Here is a 21,749-nt window from a genome sequence, read left to right as displayed (position 1 = left end):
GCAGGCGCCGACCGGGTCGATGCTGTTGTCGTAGCTGATGACGGCGATCTTGGCGCGGCTGCCGGGGTCGCGGGCGACGGCCTTGATCTCGATCACGCCATCATAGATTTCCGGCACTTCCATCTTGAACAGTTCGGCCATGAACTGCGGATCGGTGCGCGACAGGAAAATCTGCGGGCCGCGCGTTTCGCGGCGCACGTCCTTGACATAGGCGCGGATGCGGTCGTTCGGGCGATAGGATTCGCGGCCGATCTTTTCGTTGCGGCGCAGGATCGCCTCGCCCCGGCCTACATCGACGATGATGTTGCCGTATTCCTCGCGCTTGACGACGCCGTTGATGATGGTGCCGGCGCGGTCCTTGAATTCCTCGTACTGGCGATCCCGTTCGGCCTCGCGGACGCGTTGCAGGATGACCTGCTTGGCCGATTGCGCGGCGATGCGGCCCAGATCGACGGGGGGCACTTCTTCCTGAAGGATGTCTCCGGGTTGTGGTACGCCCGCGAAATCGGCAATCAATTCGCCCTCGCGCAGCCAGATGGCGCGGCCGTCCCGCGATTTCTCGAAATAGGGCTTTGCCTGCTCCGGCGTGAACTGGGCCTGATAGTTCTCAAGCTCTTCTTCGGTCACGACGGTGCGGACGCGGGTGAAAGTGGCGTTGCCGTTCCGGCGGTCGATGCGGACGCGGATGTCCATCTCGCTGCCATAGCGTGACTTGGCGGCGCGGGCGAGGCTGTCCTCCATCGCTTCGATGACCAGCTCTGGTTCGATCATCTTCTCGCGCGCGACGGCCTCGGCCGTTTGCAGCAGTTCCAACTGGTTTGCAGAGGTGATTGCCATCACTCACTCCTTCGCATCGGCGCCGTCCGCGCCTTTCCGGTCTTCGGTTTCAATCGCGTCAAAGGCGCTTTCGTCAAGATTGTCGATCTCGATGCCCGCCTCTTTCTTCTGGCGCAGCATCTCGCGGATCAGGTCGTCGGACAGGACCAGCTTGGCATCGGACAGCCAGTCAAAATTCAGGCCGATGGTTTGGGTTTCGCCGTTTTCGTCGATATTCAGCAGCACCTCGTCGCCCTCGACTCCGGCCAGGACGCCCTTCCAGCGCTTGCGCCCGTCGATGGGCTGGGCGGTTTCAAGCCGCGCCTCATAGCCTTCGAATACGGCGAAGTCCTTGATCCGGGTCAGCGGGCGGTCGATGCCGGGGCTGCTGACCTCAAGGTGATAGGCGTCCTCGATCGGATCCTCGACATCCAGCGTGGCGCTGACGGCGACAGAAATATCGCCGCAATCATCGACATTGATGCCGCCCTCGGGCCGGTCCGCCATGATCTGCAAAGTCGCCGTCTTGCCGCCCTGCAGACGCACGCGCACCAACTCAAAACCCAGATCCTCGATCACCGGGGTGATGATCTCGGCCAGGCGCCGGTCAATGGCAGTCTTGGCGATCAGGTCGTTCGACATGCGGTCCTTCTGGATGCGAAAAAGGGCCCGCAGCGGGCCCATGCGAGTGCGTCCGGTGGGCAGGGGGTGGAAGCCTGCGCCGCTGTTGATCAGTCATATAGGACCAACCCTTGGGGATTGCAAGCGGCTTGACCGACGCGCGCATCACGGCTTTCAGCGCGCCAGCCGCGCGCTGCGATCCGTCGCGTCCGCAGCCTCGATCCGGGACAGCAGCCGGTCCACCATCGCCAGCACCTCGTCGGGATCGATGAAAAAGCCGCCCTCGGCCACCGAGCCGATCACCACGCCGCTATGCATGTCCATGCAGCGCGCGGATTCGTGGGGGGCGACATAAAAGCGTTCGGGCGGGACCAGCGTCAGGATCGCACCGCCCTCGCGCAGCGCATAGACGGCGTGGCGGTACTGGCTGCCCTCGACGGTGATGATCACCGCCGCGTCCAGCAGCGCGCCCAGAAAGGCGTTGAAATCGCCCTCGGGTGTGACCACGCGGATGCCGGCCTGCGACAGGCGCTGGTACAATGCCCCGGCATTGACGATCTCGCGCCTTTCGCCGGTCGGCCCGCGTCCGAGGAAAACCACCTGCCCGCCTTTGCCTGTTGCGCCAAAGTTCCGGCGCAGCCGTTCGCGCAGCCTGCGATACCGCGCGGCCTTGGCCCGGCTGAAACCCAGATCGCGGATGATCGTCATCGAGCGGCTGCGGATGATCGTGTTTTGCCGCCATGTCTGTTCAAAAAGCCTGCGATATTCGACCGCATCGCGCCACCCCGGCAGGGGCAGGGACATCAGGCCGGGATGGTCGCGATGTGCCTCGAATGCCGACGTGTCATCGCCAAGCCAGTGCCCGAAATAGTGCAATCCATGCATCGAACTTACCAGCGCCACGTCCTCGTGCAGCTTTGACGCGGCAAGACTGTCGGCAAAACCAGCCGTCACCGATGTCGAATGCAGGATGCGACGGTTTCCCGCAAATATCACGCCGCCGACCACCGTAGCCTTGCCGACATGGTGGCGGGCCAGCGGCGCCTCGACATAATGGGTGGCGTCCAGCACCCGCACCAGATCGTCAAGCGTTCGGTCGAAGGCGCAGCGTTTGACGCGGGACAGATGTTCGGGGTCATACAGCGCCGGGCGGCACGGGACATTGGCGGGCACCGTATCCAGAACCGGAAGCGGCAGTTGCGAAAAACCTTTGCCTGCTCTGACCAGTCTGGCTGCCGTCAGTTGAAATTTATAAATAGTCCAATCAATTAAAGCGGGTCGCATTTCCGGGCCACGGCAATCTTATTTGACTGCACATATGAACCGGGTTGACCTTTTTGTCTATTCCTTAGTCTATTCAGTATGAATCAAGAAATTCATTATTCTGACCAGTTCGGCCGAGATCAGCGGCTCGGACAGAGCATGGCCCGAGGCCGGGATCAGCCGCAGATCGCAGCATTTCCAGCCCTTCGCCAGTTCCCACGCGGTCCCCGGCGGGCAGACCATGTCATAGCGGCCCTGCACGATCACCGCCGGAATATGTTCGATCAGATGACGGTCGCGCAAAAGCTGGCCTTCCTCAAGGAAACAGCGATTGACGAAATAATGGTTCTCAAGCCGGGCAAAGGCGCGCGCATATTCCGGGGCGGCGTGGCTGGCCGCAGTGGTCTGCAATCCGGCCAGCGCGTTTTCCCAGATCAGCCAGGGGGTCGCGTGGCGGCTCTGTTCCTCGGGGTCGTCACAGAACAGGCGGCGATGATAGGCGGCGATCGGGTCGTCACGCTCGGGCAGGGGGATCGGCTCAAGAAAGCGCTGCCACAGATCGGGAAAGAACCGCCCCGCGCCGCCGCCATAGAACCAGTCCAGTTCCGACTGTCGGCCCAGAAACACCCCGCGCAGGACCAGTTGGCTGACCCTTTCGGGATGGCGCTGCGCATAGGCCAGCGCCAGCGTCGCCCCCCAGCTTCCGCCGAACAGCACCGCCGAATCGATGCCCAGGCGGGTGCGGATGGTCTCGATATCACCGATCAGATGCTGCGTCGTGTTCGCCTCGACCGAGGCCGGGGGGCGCGAACGTCCGCAGCCGCGCTGATCGAACAGCACCACCCGGTAGTGACGCGGATCGAAGAACCGGCGCATATAGGGGCTGCTGCCGCCCCCCGGACCGCCATGCAGCACGATGACGGGGCGTCCGCGCGGATGGCCGCATTCCTCGACATAGATCACATGGCCGTCGCCGACATCGATATTGTGGCGGCGAAAGGGCTCGCCCACCGGATAAAGGCGGCCCGGTGCCGCGCTGTTTTGTCCTGCCAATCGATCCATCATCAGAGTATAGAGCCAAGTGGCCCAACCTGCCAGAAGGACCAGACAGCATGACCAGTATCGACCCCGCAGAAATCGCCAAATTTGAAGCAATGTCCGCCGAATGGTGGGATCCGCATGGCAAGTTCAGGCCGCTGCATATGATGAATCCGGTACGGCTGGACTATATCGTGACCCGGATTGCGGCAGAGTTTGGGCGGGACAGACGCGACTTGCTGGTGCTTCGCGGCCTGCGCCTGCTGGATATCGGCTGTGGCGGTGGTCTGATCGCAGAGCCGATGGCGCGGCTTGGGGCGGATGTCATCGGTGCCGACGCCGCCGAGGCCAATATCGCCACCGCCCGCCATCACGCCGAGGCGCAGGGTCTGGCCATCGACTATCGCGCAGCCACCGCCGAATCGCTGCGCGATGCGGGCGAAGGATTCGACGTCGTTCTGGCGCTGGAAATCGTCGAACATGTCGCCGACCCCGCCGCCTTCGTCGCCACCTGCCACGATCTGCTGCGGCCCGGCGGGCTGCTGATCATGTCCACACTGAACCGCACTGCCCGCAGCTTCGGCGCGGCGATTCTGGGGGCCGAGTGGATCATGCGCTGGCTGCCAAAGGGCACGCATGACTGGAACCGTTTTATCACTCCGGACGAACTGTCCGAGATGATGGGCAGATCCGGCCTGTCCTCCGCCGATGCGCGCGGCATGGTGTTCAATCCGCTTTCATGGCGCTGGAGCCTGTCTGATCGTGACCTGTCGGTCAACTATGCCATCTCTGCGCGCCGGTTCGCATCGAACGGCTGTCCGATGTGACAGCACCATAAAGCGCCTTGCACCCCCGTGGTTCGCCGTTGGCCCTGTGTCGCGTTCGTCCGCAGGCCGGGACCGGCACCCGACCATTGCGCAAGGGACATCCCCGTCTTGACCTGCCTGCCTTGACAGTGCCTCATGTCCTTCATGCGGCATGCCCTGAAACGGGCAGGACGCTGCGTCGTCCGGCGATTTTCCTGAAAGAAATTGGCCCGGTGGCGCTGCTGGTCCAGAATGCCACAGAGGAGAGTCGGCATAAGGGCATCGAATGGTTTTGATCAGAAAATGCGAATTCTGATTATCGGGGCGCTGTGCTAGCGTCCGTCGAGAACAGGGCCTCAGGTGGGGCGCAGGTTTTTTGCAGCCAGTTAGAACAGCTACGGAGGAAGGCAAAATGGACGGTAATGATGTGAATGCAGCCGGAAAATGCCCGGTGATGCACGGCGGAAATACCGAGATCGGCAAGAATGTGATGGACTGGTGGCCGCATGCGCTGAACCTTGACATCCTGCATCAGCATGACAGCAAGACCAATCCGATGGACGAGGGTTTTTCCTATCGGGATGCGGTCAGAACGCTGGATTACGACGCGGTCAAGAAAGACCTGCATGCACTGATGACCGACAGTCAGGACTGGTGGCCTGCCGACTGGGGTCACTATGGCGGGCTGATGATCCGCATGGCGTGGCACGCGGCGGGCACCTATCGTCTGGCCGACGGGCGCGGCGGCGGCAATACCGGCAACCAGCGTTTTGCACCGCTGAATTCCTGGCCGGACAATGTCAGCCTGGACAAGGCGCGCCGCCTGCTGTGGCCGGTCAAGAAAAAATACGGCAACAAGCTGAGCTGGGCCGACCTGCTGATCCTTGCGGGCAATATCGCCTATGAATCCATGGGGCTTAAGACTTTTGGCTTCGGCTTTGGCCGCGAAGATATATGGCATCCCGAAAGGGATATCTACTGGGGGGCGGAACGCGAATGGCTGGCACCTTCGGACGAACGCTATGACGATGTGAACGCCCCCGCGACGATGGAAAACCCGCTGGCTGCCGTGCAGATGGGGCTGATCTATGTCAACCCGGAAGGCGTCAACGGCAATCCCGATCCGCTGAAGACGGCGGCCCATATCCGCGAGACCTTTTCGCGGATGGCCATGAATGACGAGGAAACTGCCGCGCTGACGGTGGGCGGGCATACGGTTGGCAAGACCCATGGCAATGGCGACGCCTCGATCCTCGGCCCCAGCCCCGAAGGCGCGGGCCCCGAGATGCAGGGCCTTGGCTGGGCCAATCCGAACCAGCATGGCAAGGCGGCGCAGGCCGTATCCTCGGGGCTGGAAGGCGCATGGACGACCGAGCCGACCAGGTTCGACATGGGCTTTTTCGACATGCTGTTCGGCCATGAATGGGAATTGCGGAAATCGCCCGCCGGTGCACAACAATGGGAACCCGTGGACATCAGGGAAGAGGACAAGCCCCGCGATGCCTCGGACCCGTCCAAACGTCACAATCCGATGATGACCGATGCGGATATGGCGATGAAGCTGGATCCCGGCTTCAACGCGATCTGCCAGAAATTCATGGCCGATCCCGAATATTTCCGCGATACATTCGCCCGCGCATGGTTCAAGCTGACCCATCGCGACATGGGGCCCAAGGCCCGCTATCTGGGACCGGACGTTCCCGCCGAAGACCTGATCTGGATGGATCCGGTCCCGGCCGGTCCGACCGGCTATGACGTGGCGGCGCTGAAGGCGAAGATTGCGGCAAGCGGTCTTTCCGGCGGCGACATGATCGCGACGGCGTGGGACAGCGCGCGGACCTATCGCGGATCGGACATGCGGGGTGGTGCCAATGGCGCGCGCATCCGGCTGGCCCCGCAGAAAGACTGGCAGGGCAACGAACCCGAACGTCTGGCCCGCGTGCTGGCGGTGCTGGAACCCATCGCCGCCGCGAACGGAGCCTCGGTTGCCGATGTGATCGTGCTGGCCGGGAATGTCGGGCTGGAAGCCGCGATCAGGGCGGCGGGCTTTGACATCGCGGTACCCTTTGCGCCGGGCCGGGGCGATGCCACGGCGGAAATGACCGACGCCGAAAGCTTTGACGTGATGGAGCCTCTGGCCGACGGTTATCGCAACTGGCTGAAAAAGGACTATGCCGTCTCGCCGGAAGAGCTGTTGCTGGATCGCACGCAACTGATGGGCCTGACCGCAAAGGAAATGACCGTTCTGGTCGGCGGGATGCGGGTTCTGGGCACCGGTTTCGGTGGCACCAGGCACGGCGTCCTGACCAATCGCGAGGGTGCGCTGACGACCGACTTTTTCGTCAACCTGACCGATATGGGCTTTTCCTGGCATCCGGTCGATGGCGGCGTCTATGAAATCCGCGACCGCAAGACCGGCACGGTCAGGTGGACGGCGACGCGCACCGATCTGGTGTTCGGGTCGAACTCGATCCTGCGGGCCTATGCCGAGGTTTACGCCCAGGACGACAATGCCGAAAAATTCGTGCGGGATTTCGTCGCGGCATGGACCAAGGTGATGAACGCGGATCGTTTCGATCTGGCTTGACCGGACAAGCGCAAGGGCGGCGATCAGCCGCCCTTGACGCGTTGCATCAGATAGATTTCGCTACCGGGCGGTACGGCAACCTGATTGCCGCCGGTCACGATTTCCCCGTCGATGGCGACGGACACGCCCGCCTCGATCACCGGGCCAAGGCCGGGGTGACGCCGGACCAGCGCGTCCAGCATCTGCCCGATGGTCGCGGCCTCGACCGCGACCACCTGTTCACCATCGGCAAAACGGCGCAAGCCGGACCACAGATTGACCTCAACCATTCGGGCCAGTGGCCTTGATCGCGGCCAGCACCCTTGGCGGCGACATGGGCAGGCTGCGCAGCCGCGCGCCCGTTGCCGCCGCGATGGCATTGGCCAGCGCGGGCAGGGGCGGGGTGATGCCGGTTTCGCCTACGCCGCGTACGCCATAGGGGTGGCCGGGATTGGGCACCTCGACGATGACCGTGTCGATCATCGGCAGATCCGAGGCGACAGGCATCCGATAGTCAAGGAAGATCGGATTCTGAAGCCGCCCGTCCTTGCCATAGATGTATTCCTCGTTCAGCGCCCAACCGATGCCCTGCACCGCGCCGCCCTGATACTGCCCCTCGACATAGGCCGGATGGATCGCCCGCCCCGCATCCTGCACCACCAGATAGCGCAGCACCTTGGTATGGCCGGTTTCGGGGTCGATCTCGACATCGACGACATGGGTGCCAAAGCTTGCCCCCACCCCGCCCGGCACCGATTCATGATGCCCCGAGATGGGTCCGCCCGTCTTGCCCATCTTTGCCGCGATTTCGGCGATGGGCATGGGCGGGAACTCTCCGGCGTTGGGGCCTGCGGGCTGCGCGGCACCACCCACCCATTCGACGGCATCGGGGTCGATGTCCCATTCCACGGCTGCGCGGCGGCACATCTCGCGGATCGCGCCGCGCGCGGCCTCATGCGCGGCTTTGCCGCTGGCAAAGGTCGCGCGGCTGCCATGGGTCGGTTCATTGACGCCAAGCGCGCCGGTATCGACCACGTTGACGCGCACATCGTCATAGGGGATGCCCAATGTCTCGGCCGTCATCAGTGCGATCGAGGCGCGACTGCCGCCAATGTCCGGTGTCCCGATCGAAACCTGCACCGTGCCATCCTCGCCAATCGCCACCGAGACCGAGGTTTCGCCGCCATGATTGAACCAATAGCCCGAGGCGACGCCGCGTCCCTGATTGGGCCCCAGCGGCACCGCATAATTGGGATGGTTCCGCGCGGCCTCCAGCGTCTCGATCAGGCCGACCCTCTGGAAGGTCGGGCCATAGCTGGCCTGCGTTCCCTCATGCGAGGCGTTCTTCAGCCGCACCTCGATGGGGTCCAGCCCAAGCTCGCGGCACATCTCATCCACAAGGCTTTCCACGGCAAAGGCCGCCATGGGCGAACCCGGCGCGCGATAGGCCGCGCATTTCGGGCGGTTCGCCAGCACATCGTAACCTTCATGATGAACCGCAGGCATCTGGTAGCTGGCAAAGGCGCAGCTTAGCGCGGTGTCAATGGGCGCGCCGGGAAAGGCCCCGCCCTGCATGCGGAACACGGCCTTGCCCGCCGTGATCGTGCCATCTTTCTTCATGCCGATCCTGACATCCATCGAGGCGGATGCCGTCGGCCCGGTGGCGCGCAGCACCTCGGCACGGGACATCACCATCTTGACCGGACGTCCGCCCGCCTTGCGGCTAAGCGCAAGGGGCAGGGGTTCCATGAAAATCGTGGTCTTGCCGCCGAACCCGCCGCCGATCTCGGACGGCGTCACCCGCAATTGCGCCGCGTCAACGCCCAGAACGGCGGCGCACATGCGGCGGATGAACCAGTGACCCTGCGTGCAGACCCACATCTCGCCCTTGCCGTCCACGCCCATCTGGCCGACGCAGGCATGGGGTTCGATATAGCCCTGATGGGTGGCCTCGGTCTTGTAGGTCTGTTCGCGCACCAGATCGGCCTCGGCAAAGCCCGCCTCGACATCGCCACGCCCCATTTCGAAATAGCGCACGACATTGGGCGGCATGCCTTCGGGGACCGAATAATCGGCCGATCCGGGCCGGATTGCCGGGGCGTCGGGCCGGATCGCGTCATCAACGTCGATCACATGGGGTAACACCTCGTATTCGACCTGCACCAGCCGCGCGGCCTCTTGCGCGACCAGCGCCGAAGTCGCCGCGACCGCCGCCACGGCATGCCCGTCATAAAGCGCCTTTTCCCCCGCAAGCGTGTTTTCCTGAAGGTTCCAGTCCTCGCCTGTCAGCCCCTCGGGCAGATCGGCGCGCGTGACCACGGCCTTGACGCCATCCAGTGCCAGCGCCTTCGAGGCGTCTATGCTGACGATCCGGGCATGCGCGTGCGGTGAACGCACCACCGCCCCGTGCAGCATGCCGGGCAACGAGAAATCTGCCCCATAGCGCGCGCGCCCCGTCACCTTGTCCAGCCCGTCCGGCCGCAGGGGCCGGGTGCCTACCAGCTTGAATTCGCCTTTGATCTCATCTTTCGGCATTACGCAGCCCCCCGCATTTCAGCCGCCGCATCCTGTACGGCGCGGATGATCTTGTCATAGCCTGTGCAGCGGCACAGATTGCCCGCCAGCCAATAGCGGATTTCCGTCTCGGTCGGGTCCGGGTTCCGTTCCAGCAACGCCTTGGCCGCGATCAGGAATCCGGGCGTGCAGAACCCGCATTGCAGCGCTGCATGCTCAAGGAACTTGCGTTGCAGGGGATGCAGGCCCGAACCGTTGGCCATGCCCTCGATGGTCTCGATCCGCTTGCCGCCGGCCTCCACCCCGAGAACCAGACAGGAACTGACCAGCGTGCCGTCCAGCATGACCGAACAGGCCCCGCAATCGCCGGTGCCGCACCCCTCTTTCGAGCCGGTCAACCCAAGGTGATCGCGCAGACAGTCCAGCAATGTCTCGCGCGGGTCGGCAAGAAATTCTACCGGATCTCCGTTAACGGTGGTCGTGACGTGAATCCTGGTCATGCGTTGCCTCCTTTCGCTCGGGCATAGGCGATTTTCGCGGCGCGGCGGGCCAGTACGCCCGCCACCTCGATGCGGAATTCCACCGTGCCCCGCTTGTCATCTATGGGTTTGCAGGCTGCCCGCGCTGCCCCTGTCAGAGCCTGCAGCGCCGTATCGTTCAGCGTGGTGCCTATGATCGCGTCAGCCGCCGCCGGCACCAGCAACACCGTCGGCGCAACGGCCCCCAACGCCACCCGCGCCTCGGTGATCACATCGCCATCGACCCGCAGACTGACGGCGCATCCGGCGACGGCAATGTCCATTTCGGTGCGGGGGATAAAGCGCAGATAGGCATCGCCCGCGTGTTTCCCGCGCGGTGGCAGCATGATCGAGGTGATCACCTCGCCCGGCTTCAGCGTGGTCTTGCCCGGCCCGGCGGGCACATATTCGACCGCGATCACGCGTTCGCCCTCGGGGCCGGTCACAGCGACACGCGCGCCCGCCGCGATCAACCCCGGCACGCTGTCGGCGGCGGGCGAGCCGTTGCACAGGTTGCCGGTCAGGGTCGCGCGCCCCTGTACCTGGGTCGAGCCGACAAGCTCCATCCCCTCGACCACGCCGGGCCAGTCGGTGCACAGTTCGGCATGCGCCCCAAGCTCGGCACCGGACACGGCGACGCCGATCCGCCATCCGCCATCCGCCATGCGCGAAATTTGGCGTACGCCGGGAATGTGCTTCAAATCGATCAGGTCGTCGGGCAGCACGATGCCGGATCGCATCTGGACCAGCACATCCGTGCCGCCCGCCAGAAACCGCGTCACGCCGCTTGCAGACAGGGCGATCTTCGCAGCCTCGGAAAATGTCGAGGGTGAATGATAGTGCATGTTGCTTGTCCTCTCCTCCTTGGCCCTGCGGAACCGGGAAGGTCCGGTTCCGCAGGGCATGGACGTTCAGGGTCTGGCTTGGTTCCGCTATCTTTTTGCTGCGTCGGGACGGCGATACGGCCAGCGGGGCATCTGCTCCCCGCAGGCCCCTACAGAATGGCACGTCCTGCGAAAGACGCAAGAGACCGCAGGATTCGGACCGGATCAGCGCCTGATCAGGCGATTTCAGCCCAGTTTTCCCGCGGGACTTCCTGCTTGTGGACCGAGGCGGCGATGGCGCTTTTAAGTTGTTTCATGGCGATCGGCTTTGACATCACCATGCAATCGCGAAGGCCGTCAATTTCGGAATAGATCCGGCGGCTGTCCAGCCCGGTCATCAGGATGACAGGCGTTGCGACCCCCTCTTGCCGCATTCTGTTGACCAGGGTCAGCCCGTCGATCTCGGGCATCATCACGTCCAGCAGAACCAGATCGAACCCGGACATGATCTCGACCCTGTCAATCAAATCCGCCGCCCCAAGCGAGGCCGTCACCTGATGATGAAGGGATTCAAGCAGCATCTTGGTGGTGCCCAGAACGATGTCATTGTCGTCAATCAGAAAGACCCGCAGCGAACGGGGGGCGGCGGCAAGCTTGTCATCCTTACCGGACTGGTTCTGATTGGCCAGAAGCCGGTGGTCATCCATCAGCGGGAAGGTAATTCTGACCTCGACGCCGTTCTTCTTGTTGGCAATCTCGCAATTCCCGCCCGATTGCTTGACAAACCCCTCGACCATGGAAAGGCCAAGCCCGCTGCCGCCGCCATCAACCCGCGTTGTGAAAAATGGATCGAAAACCCGGTCGATAATATCGGCGGGAATAGAGGGGCCGGGGTTATAGACCGTGATTTCAACCTGATTATCGGGAATGTCGAACGCGCCGATGGTAATCGGCCCTCCCTGTGGCATGGCATTTCTTGCATTCAGCACCAGATTCATCAGCGCTCTTTGCAACATCGCCAGATCCGCATAAAGCCATCCCGAGCTTAACATATTCAACGTGATGGGATAATCCGTGCCGACGGTTCGTCTCAGAAAGTTGCAGATCTCGGGAATTTCGACTTCAAGCTGTATCGGGGATTCATCTAGAACCTTTCGCCGGGAATATGACAAAAGCTTTTGCGTCAGATCGGCACCAAGCTTGCTGCCCTTGATGCAATGTTCGATCAGCGACCTTTGCCTTGGGTTCAGTTCGTCCGCGTCACCGCCTGCCAGCAACGCCTCTGAGCTGGCCATGATCGCGAACAATATATTATTGAAATCATGGGCAATTCCGCTGGTCAATTCACCCAGGGCCTGAGATTTCTGAAGCTGGGAAACAGCCAGTTCCGCCTGACGCAAAAGGGTGATGTCAAAGGCGAAAAGCGCGGTTCTTTCGTCATTTATCCGCTCAAAGGAAAATGTATAAGAGGCCGCAATCTTGAGATTGGAACTGGACGAGGTCTCCATGACATAATGGGGAACGCCCGAATTTCCTTCGATGGGCTTTCCATTGGCTTCAAGAAACGTGCGATATTCCTCTAGCTGGTTTCCATTGTGATGGACGCTTGGGATGATTTCATCTATCAGATTACCGCGCCGTAACAACAGATTGCCGTCATTGTCGAACACATAGATTGCTGAATGACCCGAATTAAGAAAGGTATCTACGGTTTCTTTTTCCTCGATCATTTCTTCGACAAGCGCGGTTTTTTGCGCCGTCAACTCTCCCAACATTTCCTGCATCTTGTTGAAGGAATGCGCGTATTGTCCGAAACTGTCGCTGGAAACGAATTTCGCGACGTGATGTTCCCCCGTCCGCACGGTTTCGTCACAGGCTTGCCGAAGCTTGGCCAGAGGGCGGCTGACAAAACGGTTAATATAAAATATAAGAATAAATGTTCCGAATATAGAGCAAAGAAAAAATGCTGCCGTTGCAATTTTCAGCGGGCCGCGAAAATCCGGATCTATATCCGAAATATCCACCGTCGTCATCACATCCCCGACCTGCTCGCCATCAATCTCGACCGGGACCGAATATTCAAGCAGCGAATGTTCATTGGCGGTGTGGTTATCGGAATAATCAGCCAGAATGTCGCCGTAACGCCCTGAAATTCTTATTTTTACCACGTCAGGCCGCGTCAGGAAAACACTGCTGGATTTGCTGAGCGCGGCAAGATCATAAGTCTTGATTTCAGAAGATATAACCCGAGAAAAATTCGAGATGATATCCTTTTTGGCAGTCAGCGCGGCGTCGTATTCAGCCCGCGATGCAAGCCACGAAATGCCGAAAATTGCGCATGCAAAGAACATGGACAACGTCAGCACGGTCGCAAGCATCATGCGCGTGTCCATGCCAAGCCGTCGCCGGAAAAGGCTTGACGATACTGCGGCGATCGGGGCCGCCTGCCTGTTTGTCGTCATCACGGTGGGTCAGCCTCGATCAATTCTGAGAAACCTGGATAGAAATATGCCGTATCTGCCTTTGCCGAGGCCGCTCACATTTGGATGAGCAATAAAGTTCGACAGGTTATTGTATAACGGAATGCAGCCGATATCAGTAAGCAAAATTGTTTCAGCACGTAACAGATTTTGTGTTCTTTCGGCCATTGTCGGCGCACTTCGCGCCGAATCCAGCGCCTGATCGAGGGCCGGGTTCGAATAGGCGCCATAATTATAGGCCCCGCTGACGTTCGGGTCGGAATGCACAAAATTGATGTAATAGCTGAGATCAGGCGTCTCTCCGGCCCAACCTACGATGGCGATGTCGAAATCTCCCTTTATAACATAGTTAAGGTAGAAATCGTGATCACTTTCGCTGTCGTGATGCAGGATCCTGATGCCGATCTGCTGCCACATTCCGACCAGCGCATGTGACAACGAGCGTTCTGCCAGCTCGTTGCTGGACCGCATGATGATCGTCAGCGGATGTTCGGCCGTATAGCCGTGCTTTTCCATCAGCGCCCGCGCCAGTTTCAGCCTTTCCTGATAGGGAATCGTCGAAAAACGGAATTTTGTGGGTGGCAGGGGATCCGGTCCAGACGGGTACCAGCGTTCCATCCTGGAATACCGGTTTGCATTCAGGATACTGGAAATTGATTCACGATCAATCGCCAGTTCTATTGCCTTTCGGATATCGTGTTTGGCAATTTCAGGTCGCCGGAAATTGAAGTCCAGATAGGTAAAGCTTTGAAGTGCCGAGGCCTTTACAAATTCAGGATGATTTTCCTCGAACCAATCCAGCATTCCATATTGGGGGCGTCTGACAATATGAACATGTTCATTCATTATGTCGGCGTACAAATTCCCCTCGTACTGAGTGTGGTTGACGAATGCCACTTCTTCAATATTCACGTTTTTCGCGCCATAATAGTAAGGATTCCTGACGAGCCTGAGATATTTCCCCGGTTTGATGTCCACCGGATAATAAGCGCCGCTGGTCGGGATGGGTTGCAGATGATCGTCCTTGTCCGACCAGCGCCACTGCGGATGTGCGGGCAACATCAGGGTAAGCAGGTTCGGTACAAGATAAAAATCGCGGTTTTCAAGGCGCATTTCCAACGTATGATCGTCTTTCGCCACAAGGCCGATCGCGTCCAGAGTGCTGGTTTTTCCGCTTAGATAATCGCTGACGCCAGCGATATTCTGAATGACCCGCGCGGCCTGAATGCCGCCGGATTTGTTATAGATCAGGCGCTGATGCAGGGAATGGACGAAATCCTCCGCGACGATGGGCAGGCCGTCCGACCATCTTGCATCGTCGCGCAATGTGAATGTCGTGGTCAGACCATCATGGCTGATCACCCATCCCGTCGCAATTCCAGGAATAATCCGGCCATCACGGTTATTCGTAACCAGCCCCTCGTGCATATCCAGATAGGGCTGGACTTCTTCCTGACGCAGGGCGCGCACGATATTCAGGTCATCGATGACATCGCGGCCCGCACGCACCAGCACCTCTGCATTGGCAGGTAATATCGACGCGCAAAGCAGTGTTACGCTTGCGACAATCAGGGACAGGGTTTTCTTGATGCGGTCAGAATTGATTCCCAAAATTTCACCTTTCAGGCACGAAAACGACGTCAGCCGCACGAAAGATATTGGAACAGGGAAATCATTTTGGCGCAGTGAGAATGCAAAGGATCAAAGCGTTCAGGCGTGAAAATGAAAAATAAATACTATTGAAATACCCACAGAAAAACCCTGGCGCAGAGCGACAGGCTTGTCCGGCGGGCGTCGTCAAACAAAAATCAACATTATACCGGTTGACGATACCTTAAACCGGTGTCGTTGGCAACTGGCGCGAAACGTCCGTCAGGGCCGCGTGTCGGGCGATCCCGTGCCGCCGGTCGTGGCGGTGATGGGCAGGTTGGCGTCCTCGATCAGGCGGCGGTGCTTGCGGGCCTCGGTGACGGCCTCTTCAAAGCGGGTGATGCCCTTGGCCTCAAGCGCAGGGATCAGCCGCAGGAAGGCCTGCGCGGTGGCGATGGTATCGCCCATGGCCGTATGGCGATGTTCGGGCGGGATTTCGATCCCCAGCCGCTGCGTCAGCGCGTCCAGTGTATGCGGAACCGAGCCGCCCCAGACCATCGCCGACAGCGACACCGTGTCAAGGATGCGGTTGTCGAAATATGCGCCGGTCTCGGGGGCGACGGAACGCAGCATCCCCATGTCAAACGGGGCGTTATGGGCGATCAGAACAGTGTCCTCGGTGAAATGCTGGAACGCGGTCAGTGCGGCGGTCATGTGCGGGGCATCGCGCACCATCTCATCCGTGATGTGGTGGATCGCGGTCGAAGCGGGCGGGATCGGGCGGCCCGGATTGACCAGCGTTTCGAATCTTTCGCCAGTCAGGCGGCCGCGCGCGACACGTATTCCGGCGATCTGGACGATCCGGTCCGAGGGCTCCAGCCCGGTGGTTTCGGTGTCGAATACCACACAGGTCAGATCGGCAAGTCGGGAAGAGGCCGCCCCCCGCCGCGCCAGCGCGAAATCATAGGTCAGCCCCGCGCCGCCACCGGTATCGCCCTGCGCCAGCCGCAGGGGCAGCACCAGACGGGCCGTGCCGCCATCGGCTTCGGGCCAGATGCCGGTGCCGTGTTGTGCCAGAATGTCGGCGCCCGACATATCGGGCTGGCCGGGATCGGGGGCCTCGGTCAGCCAGCGGTCCAGCCGGTCCATTGGCAGCGCCTCGCCCCGCCATTCCAGCAACAGACGGGCCTCATCCGGGGTGGGTTGATCGGTGCGCAGCAGCGGCCCCAGCCCCGCCTCGGTCAGGCGCGTCCTCAGCAGGCGCAGCAGCGCATTAAGCGGCCCCGCCTCGGCCAGCAGGGTCAGGCGCGGCAAATCCCCGGTCGAGGCGATTCCGGCGGCCAGTTCCGACAGGCGCGATTGCGCGGCGGGCGCGTCCGAGGCCATGATCTCGGACAGGTGGCGAGTGGCGGCGGCCAGGCCTTGCCCCTCATCTCGGATTGCGCGGGTCAGCGCGGGGGGCATCGGCCCGTCCAGCGCGTCCAGCATCGGCACCAGCGTCGCGGCATGGCGGCGCAGCGCCTCCAGGGTGTCGCGCGGGGCAGGGCGGTTGGCGGGCCGGTCGCGCAGAATCAGCAGCGTGCCCTGATCCAGCCTGCGCATCCGCCCCGACAACCGCGTCCCTTCGGTGGACAGGCAGACCAGATCGGTCGCGTCGGCCCCTGCGGCCAACCGCGCCGCCGCCGCCTCCAGCGCGCCGGGTCCGATATGCCGGTCAACCGGGCGGTCCAGCGCCAGCCCCGGCAGCAGCCGCGCGGCCGAGAGGTTGTAAAACACCACCCGTCCCTGCGCGTCGGTCATCACCGCGCCCGCCCCGAAATCGGCCAGAATCGCCTCAAGCGTGGCCTTTTCCTGAGTCAGTTCAGCGGCATGTTCGGCCACCGCCTCGGCCAGTGCCTCGGCGGCGCGGGCGCGGGCAAGGGCGGCATCGCGGGCGGCGGGGCCAAGATCGGCCAGATAGCGCGCGGCACCGGCATCGGGTGCCTGCCCGGTCCGCAGCCCCCCGGCCAGTGCTTCGATCGGCAGGGCAACATTACGATCAAACAGGTACCATACAGCCGTGATCGCCGCGACCGTTCCAAAGCCGGCGATCAGCCCGGCCTGCACCAGCGGATCCAGCGCGATGTCCCTGTCGATGCCGCCTGCGGTCAGCCGCTCCAGTCCCAGCCACAATGCCAGCCCAAGCAGCGCCAGAACGACGCCGCAAAGCCCGGCAAAGATCAGCAGAACCCGCAGCCGCAGCGCCAGCCGGGTCAGCATGGCTTGTCCAGCAGGCGCGCCATCTCGGCCCGCAATTCGGACAGCTCGAACGGCTTGGCGATGAACCCGTCCGCGCCAAGGGCCAGCCCCCGGCGGCGTTCGACCGTCGATCCGCGCGCCGTCATCATCAGCACCCTCACATCTTTCAGCGCGGGATCGGCGCGCACGTCCTGCACGATCTGATAGCCCGAGACATCGGGCAGCATCACATCCAGCAGAACCAGATCGGGCTGCGTTTCGCGGATGCGCGCCACGGCACCCGCGCCGGTCGCCATCCGGTTGTGGCTGTGGCCATCGCGGGTCAGCAGGAAATCCAGCGCCACCGCGATATTATCCTCGTCCTCGATCACCAGAATCTCGGCCATCGTTACTTTCCCCCCTGACAGACGGCGGCGAAGGCCGGATCGTCCGGCATTGCCTTGGTCCAGTTGTTGCGCGGCAGCCGGATCAGGCCCTTCGCGCAGTCGAAATCCTGTGGCACGATCAGCGACGGGCCGCGCCGTTCCACCAGCATGATACGGGCCTGCCGCACCCCGTCGGCCATGTAGCGGATGCTGGCCGGATCCAGCGCGGCAAAACGCTGTTCGGTCGGCACCAGATAGGTCCAGGGCGCCCAGGGCAGACTGGAATGCCCGACCACCAGCACCTGCGCGCCATCGGGCAGGCGGCCCGTTGCGCGACCGTACCATGCATAATCGTTCCACACGGAATAGCCGATCATCGCCAGCCCGATCCCGGCGGGCAGCAGCCAGCGCGCCGGACTGAACCCGGCCTTGCGCGCGGCATGCATCAGCGCATACAGCAGCGCCGCCGCCCCGATGCCGACCGCGATCACCCCCAGCAACTCGATCCCCACCCCTGTCATCCCAGCATTTCCTTGCCATGGCCCGCTGCCGATTGCATGCCACGTACCACCACGAAGGCGTCGCGCAGATGGCTGCGCCCGAAATCCGGCAGATCGGCAGGGGAAAGGTAATTGTCGGGCTTGCGTCCCGCCTTGATCAGCTCGGCCTGACTTTCCAGCCGCAGGGTCTGGATCATGTCATAGGCCGCGATCAGATCGCGCGCCCCGCTGCCCGAGATGACGCCCGCCGCCTCGGCATCCTCAAGCCGGGCGCGGGTGTTCACCGGCATCAGCCGCCCCTGCAAGGCATAGACGCGGGCCAGATCGGTGACGGGCACGACGCCGTTATGCTTCATGTCGATATGGTGGCGATGTTCGCCCGAGCGAATGGTCGAGAACCCGCCGATCAGCCCCAGAGGCGGGCGATGCTTCAGTGAATTGGCGATCATATGCGCGACAAAGATCGACGCTTTCGAGGCCAGTTTCAGCGTCTCGGCCTGCAACCCCTCCAGCAGCGCGGCATCGCCGCTGATGGCGCGCAGGTCGAACATGACGCTGGCCAGCATCTGAGCCTCGGGGCTGGGGTGATCGATCCAGTCCTGAAAATAGCGCCGCCAGACCGCGCGCGGCTGGCACCAGCGCGGATTGGTCGCCATCATGTCGCCCGGACAATAGACATAGCCGCATTCGTTCAGCCCGTCGCTGACAAAGCGTGCCATGTCGCGGAAATAGGGCGTTTCAGGGTCGGTGCCATCGGCGAGGATCAGGCAATTGTCCTGATCGGATACGCCGGTCTGTTCCTGTCGGCCCTGACTGCCGCAGGCCGCCCACAGCCAGACGGCGGGTGCTGGCCCCAGCTTCTGCACTGCCATGGCCAGCAGCCGCCGCGTTACCGCATCGGCGATGTCGGTGATCATGCGGGTGATCACCTCGTGGCGGTGCCTTGCGCCGACAAGCTGCACCAGAAGCTGCGGGATGCGGCTGGTGGTTTCGGTCATCTCGGCCACGGTATCGGCTTGAGCCACATCGCGGATCAGCGCCGAGGCCGAAATCGCCTGTACCCGTGTCAGGTCGGTCTGGGTGATCATGCCGACGAACCGCCCGTCCTCGACCACCGGCAGATGCCCGACATGGCGTTCCAGCATGGTGTTCAGCACGTCATAGCCCAACGCGGACGGGGCCAGCGTCACCGGGTTCGGGGTCATCACCTCGCGGATGGGCTGACGCATGTCGCGCCCTTCGGCCACGACGCGATGGGACATGTCGCGGATGGTGACAAGCCCGACCAGCCTCTGGCCCTCGGTCACGCCGATGCTGCTGACATGGGCGTCGCGCATCAGCCGCGCGGCCTCGATGATCGGGGTGCCGGGCTGGCAGGACAGCGGGCGCCGGGTCAGCAGGTCGCCGACCTTCAGCGTCGCGATTTCGGAACCCGGCGCGGTCGGATGGCGGCCACGGTCAAAAAAACGCGCGACCGGCCGGTACGCGGCAATCAGGCGCTGCACTTCGGCCAGAGGCAGCATCAGCACGACCGAATCCGCCTCGGCCCGCGCCGAAGTCATGGCCAGCCCGTCCCGCAACAGCCCTCGTTCGCCAAAGGAATTGCGCGGCCCCAGTTCCGACACCGGATCGCCGTTGCGGTCCATCACGGTGATCTGGCCGCTTTCGATCAGATACAGCCCGGCCAACCGGTCCCCGTATTCATAGATCATCTGCCCCGGCGCACAGGCCCTGCGGCTGAAGGAACCGGCGACCCGCGCCAGTTCGTCCCGCGGCAGGCGGTCATAGGGGTGCACGGAGGCAATGAAATCGATGATCCCTGTCATGTCTGGCAATTCCCTCGGTGCCGGAAGGGTGGAATGCCGCGCCCCGGTCAGGGGGCGCGATGCTGTCATGTCAGTGGCTGACCGCCCCGCCCGCGCCACGCGGCACGCGGATCGATTCGACCAGATCCTGCACCTCGGCCGGGGGTTCCTCGGTCGCGTTCGAGACGACATAGGCCACGGCAAAATTAAGCAGCGCGCCCACCGTCCCGAAGGATGCGGGCGAGATGCCGAACAGCCAGTTCGCCGCCGTATCCTCAAACATGTTGGTGTCCGAGATGAAGAACCAGCCCTTGTAGAGAAAGATGTACAGCAGCGTGGACAGGATCCCTGCCAGCATCCCCGCGATTGCGCCCTGCTTGTTCACGCGTTTGCTGAAAATGCCCATCATCAGCACCGGAAAGATCGAGCTGGCGGCAAGGCCAAAGGCCAGCGCCACGGTCTGCGCCGCAAATCCCGGCGGGTTCAGCCCCAGGACCGTCGCGACCAGGATCGAGACGGCCATGGACACGCGCGCGGCGAACAGTTCGCCCTTTTCGCTGATGCCGGGATTGATCGCGCCCTTGATCAGGTCATGCGACACCGCGCCCGAAATCGCCAGCAACAGCCCGGCAGCGGTGGACAACGCAGCGGCCAGACCGCCCGCAGCGACGATGGCGATGACCCAACCCGGAAGGTTCGCGATCTCGGGGTTGGCAAGAACCATGATGTCGTTGTTCACGGTGGTCAGCTCGTTGCCTTGCAGGTTCTGCCCGGCAATGACGGCAGCCAGACCCTTGTTGCCGGCTCCGGCCTCGTTATAGTACTGGATCATGCCATCGCCATTCTTGTCTTCCCAGTTCAGAAGACCCGTGACCTGCCAGTTCCGCATCCACTGCTTGTCTGCGTCGTTTTCGATCGAGTCCAGCGAGACGGCGGGCTGGCTGAAGGTCTGGCCCGAATGCGCGCCCGGCCACATGGTCGCGGTCAGATTGAACCGCGCCATCGATCCGACCGCCGGGGCAACCGTGTACAGCAGCGCGATAAAGACCAGCGCCCAACCCGCCGATTGCCGTGCGTCCGAAACCTTGGGCACGGTGAAAAAGCGGATGATGACATGGGGCAGACCGGCGGTGCCGATCATCAGCGCCAGCGTGAACAGCACCATGTTGAACGTGCTGCCATTATGCGACGTATAGGCGTTGAAGCCCAGATCGGTCACGACCTGGTCCAGCGTCGTCAGAAATTTTCCTCCGCCATCGTTCAGCGTGCCGAACAGGCCCGTCTGCGGCAGCACATGGCCGGTCAGTTGCATCGCGATGAACATGGCCGGGATGGTATAGGCGATGATCAGCACGACATATTGCGCGACCTGCGTATAGGTGACGCCCTTCATGCCGCCCAGCACCGCATAGGCAAAGACCACGGCGGCGCCGATCCACAATCCGGTTTCCTTGCCGACCTCAAGATAGCGCGCGAAGGTGATGCCCACGCCCTCCATCTGGCCGATCACATAGGTAATCGAGATGATCAACAGGCAGATCACGCCGATGATGCGCGCGGTCTGGCTGTAGAAGCGGTCGCCGATGAATTCGGGCACCGTGAACTTGCCGAACTTGCGCAGGTAGGGCGCGAGCATCAGCGCCAGCAGCACGTAGACGCCGGTCCAGCCCATCAGGTAGCTGGAATTGTCATAGCCGGTGAAGGCGATCAGCCCGTCCAAGCACATGAAGGAGGCCGCGGACATCCAGTCCGCCCCCGTCGCCATGCCGTTCATGATCGGGTTCACCCCGCGCCCGGCGGCGTAG

18 protein-coding genes are annotated in these 21,749 nt (G+C 62.3%); 3 read left to right on the top strand and 15 right to left on the bottom strand.

Going from position 1 to position 21,749, the window contains the following annotated elements; genetic code table 11:
* The 4 genes from nusA to pip all read right to left on the bottom strand — a co-directional run.
* A partial coding sequence (gene nusA, locus ACK5L9_RS00090) for a transcription termination factor NusA (protein ID WP_416909406.1) occupies positions 1-837 on the bottom strand: 837 nt, incomplete at its 3' end.
* 3 nt (positions 838-840) lie between these two features.
* Positions 841-1,458 (bottom strand): ribosome maturation factor RimP, encoded by a 618-nt coding sequence (rimP, locus tag ACK5L9_RS00085; protein ID WP_416909405.1) that lies wholly within the window; start codon positions 1,456-1,458, stop codon positions 841-843.
* A gap of 153 nt (positions 1,459-1,611) precedes the next feature.
* Positions 1,612-2,610 carry a glycosyltransferase 61 family protein gene (locus tag ACK5L9_RS00080; protein ID WP_416909404.1) on the bottom strand — a complete coding sequence of 333 codons (999 nt, stop codon included), beginning with the start codon at positions 2,608-2,610 and terminating at the stop codon, positions 1,612-1,614.
* A gap of 180 nt (positions 2,611-2,790) precedes the next feature.
* Entirely contained in the window at positions 2,791-3,762 is a 972-nt protein-coding gene (gene pip, locus ACK5L9_RS00075) for a prolyl aminopeptidase (RefSeq protein ID WP_416909407.1), read from the bottom strand.
* Between the two features lie 50 nt (positions 3,763-3,812).
* Here pip and ubiG point away from each other — a divergent pair, with 50 nt between their 5' ends.
* On the top strand, positions 3,813-4,565 hold the full coding sequence (ubiG, locus tag ACK5L9_RS00070; protein ID WP_416909403.1) for a bifunctional 2-polyprenyl-6-hydroxyphenol methylase/3-demethylubiquinol 3-O-methyltransferase UbiG: 753 nt from the start codon (positions 3,813-3,815) through the stop codon (positions 4,563-4,565).
* 391 nt (positions 4,566-4,956) lie between these two features.
* The gene (gene katG / locus ACK5L9_RS00065; RefSeq protein ID WP_416909402.1) at positions 4,957-7,131 is read left to right on the top strand and encodes a catalase/peroxidase HPI; all 2,175 of its coding nucleotides are present in this window, start codon (positions 4,957-4,959) and stop codon (positions 7,129-7,131) included.
* 23 nt (positions 7,132-7,154) lie between these two features.
* Here the strand turns inward: katG and ACK5L9_RS00060 are convergent, their stop codons facing one another.
* The 5 genes from ACK5L9_RS00060 to ACK5L9_RS00040 form a co-directional block, all read right to left on the bottom strand.
* A complete protein-coding gene (locus ACK5L9_RS00060) occupies positions 7,155-7,400 on the bottom strand; it encodes a MoaD/ThiS family protein (protein WP_416909401.1) in 246 nt (81 codons plus the stop codon).
* On the bottom strand, positions 7,393-9,645 hold the full coding sequence (locus ACK5L9_RS00055; protein ID WP_416909400.1) for a xanthine dehydrogenase family protein molybdopterin-binding subunit: 2,253 nt from the start codon (positions 9,643-9,645) through the stop codon (positions 7,393-7,395). The genes ACK5L9_RS00060 and ACK5L9_RS00055 overlap by 8 nt, the downstream gene beginning before the upstream one ends.
* The gene (locus ACK5L9_RS00050) at positions 9,645-10,124 is read right to left on the bottom strand and encodes a (2Fe-2S)-binding protein (protein WP_416909399.1); all 480 of its coding nucleotides are present in this window, start codon (positions 10,122-10,124) and stop codon (positions 9,645-9,647) included. The genes ACK5L9_RS00055 and ACK5L9_RS00050 overlap by 1 nt, the downstream gene beginning before the upstream one ends.
* Positions 10,121-10,987, bottom strand: a complete 867-nt coding sequence (locus tag ACK5L9_RS00045; RefSeq protein ID WP_416909398.1) for an FAD binding domain-containing protein — start codon at positions 10,985-10,987, stop codon at positions 10,121-10,123. The genes ACK5L9_RS00050 and ACK5L9_RS00045 overlap by 4 nt, the downstream gene beginning before the upstream one ends.
* Positions 10,988-11,202: 215 nt before the next feature.
* On the bottom strand, positions 11,203-12,636 hold the full coding sequence (locus tag ACK5L9_RS00040; RefSeq protein ID WP_416909397.1) for an ATP-binding protein: 1,434 nt from the start codon (positions 12,634-12,636) through the stop codon (positions 11,203-11,205).
* 12 nt (positions 12,637-12,648) lie between these two features.
* Between ACK5L9_RS00040 and ACK5L9_RS00035 the strand changes: the two genes are divergently transcribed.
* Positions 12,649-13,116, top strand: a complete 468-nt coding sequence (locus tag ACK5L9_RS00035; RefSeq protein ID WP_416909396.1) for a hypothetical protein — start codon at positions 12,649-12,651, stop codon at positions 13,114-13,116.
* Between the two features lie 321 nt (positions 13,117-13,437).
* Here ACK5L9_RS00035 and ACK5L9_RS00030 read toward each other — a convergent pair whose 3' ends face one another.
* The 6 genes from ACK5L9_RS00030 to ACK5L9_RS00005 all read right to left on the bottom strand — a co-directional run.
* Positions 13,438-15,057 (bottom strand): peptide ABC transporter substrate-binding protein, encoded by a 1,620-nt coding sequence (locus ACK5L9_RS00030; protein ID WP_416909395.1) that lies wholly within the window; start codon positions 15,055-15,057, stop codon positions 13,438-13,440.
* A gap of 261 nt (positions 15,058-15,318) precedes the next feature.
* Positions 15,319-17,295, bottom strand: coding sequence for an exonuclease domain-containing protein (locus tag ACK5L9_RS00025; RefSeq protein WP_416909394.1), 1,977 nt, complete (start codon positions 17,293-17,295; stop codon positions 15,319-15,321).
* Entirely contained in the window at positions 17,289-17,660 is a 372-nt protein-coding gene (locus ACK5L9_RS00020; protein WP_416909393.1) for a response regulator transcription factor, read from the bottom strand. The genes ACK5L9_RS00025 and ACK5L9_RS00020 overlap by 7 nt, the downstream gene beginning before the upstream one ends.
* A 2-nt stretch (positions 17,661-17,662) precedes the next feature.
* Positions 17,663-18,160 carry a hypothetical protein gene (locus ACK5L9_RS00015; RefSeq protein WP_416909392.1) on the bottom strand — a complete coding sequence of 166 codons (498 nt, stop codon included), beginning with the start codon at positions 18,158-18,160 and terminating at the stop codon, positions 17,663-17,665.
* Entirely contained in the window at positions 18,157-19,965 is a 1,809-nt protein-coding gene (locus ACK5L9_RS00010; RefSeq protein ID WP_416909391.1) for a DUF294 nucleotidyltransferase-like domain-containing protein, read from the bottom strand. Before ACK5L9_RS00010 ends, ACK5L9_RS00015 begins: the two co-directional genes overlap by 4 nt.
* A 70-nt stretch (positions 19,966-20,035) precedes the next feature.
* On the bottom strand, positions 20,036-21,749 hold a 1,714-nt coding region (locus ACK5L9_RS00005), incomplete at its 5' end, for a sodium:solute symporter family protein (protein ID WP_416909390.1).

This window comes from Paracoccus sp. (in: a-proteobacteria) (assembly GCF_047973135.1).
Classification (GTDB): Bacteria; Pseudomonadota; Alphaproteobacteria; order Rhodobacterales; family Rhodobacteraceae; genus Paracoccus.
The sequence above is the reverse complement of the archived record's forward strand: the minus strand, read 5'-3'. Positions and strand labels throughout refer to the sequence as shown.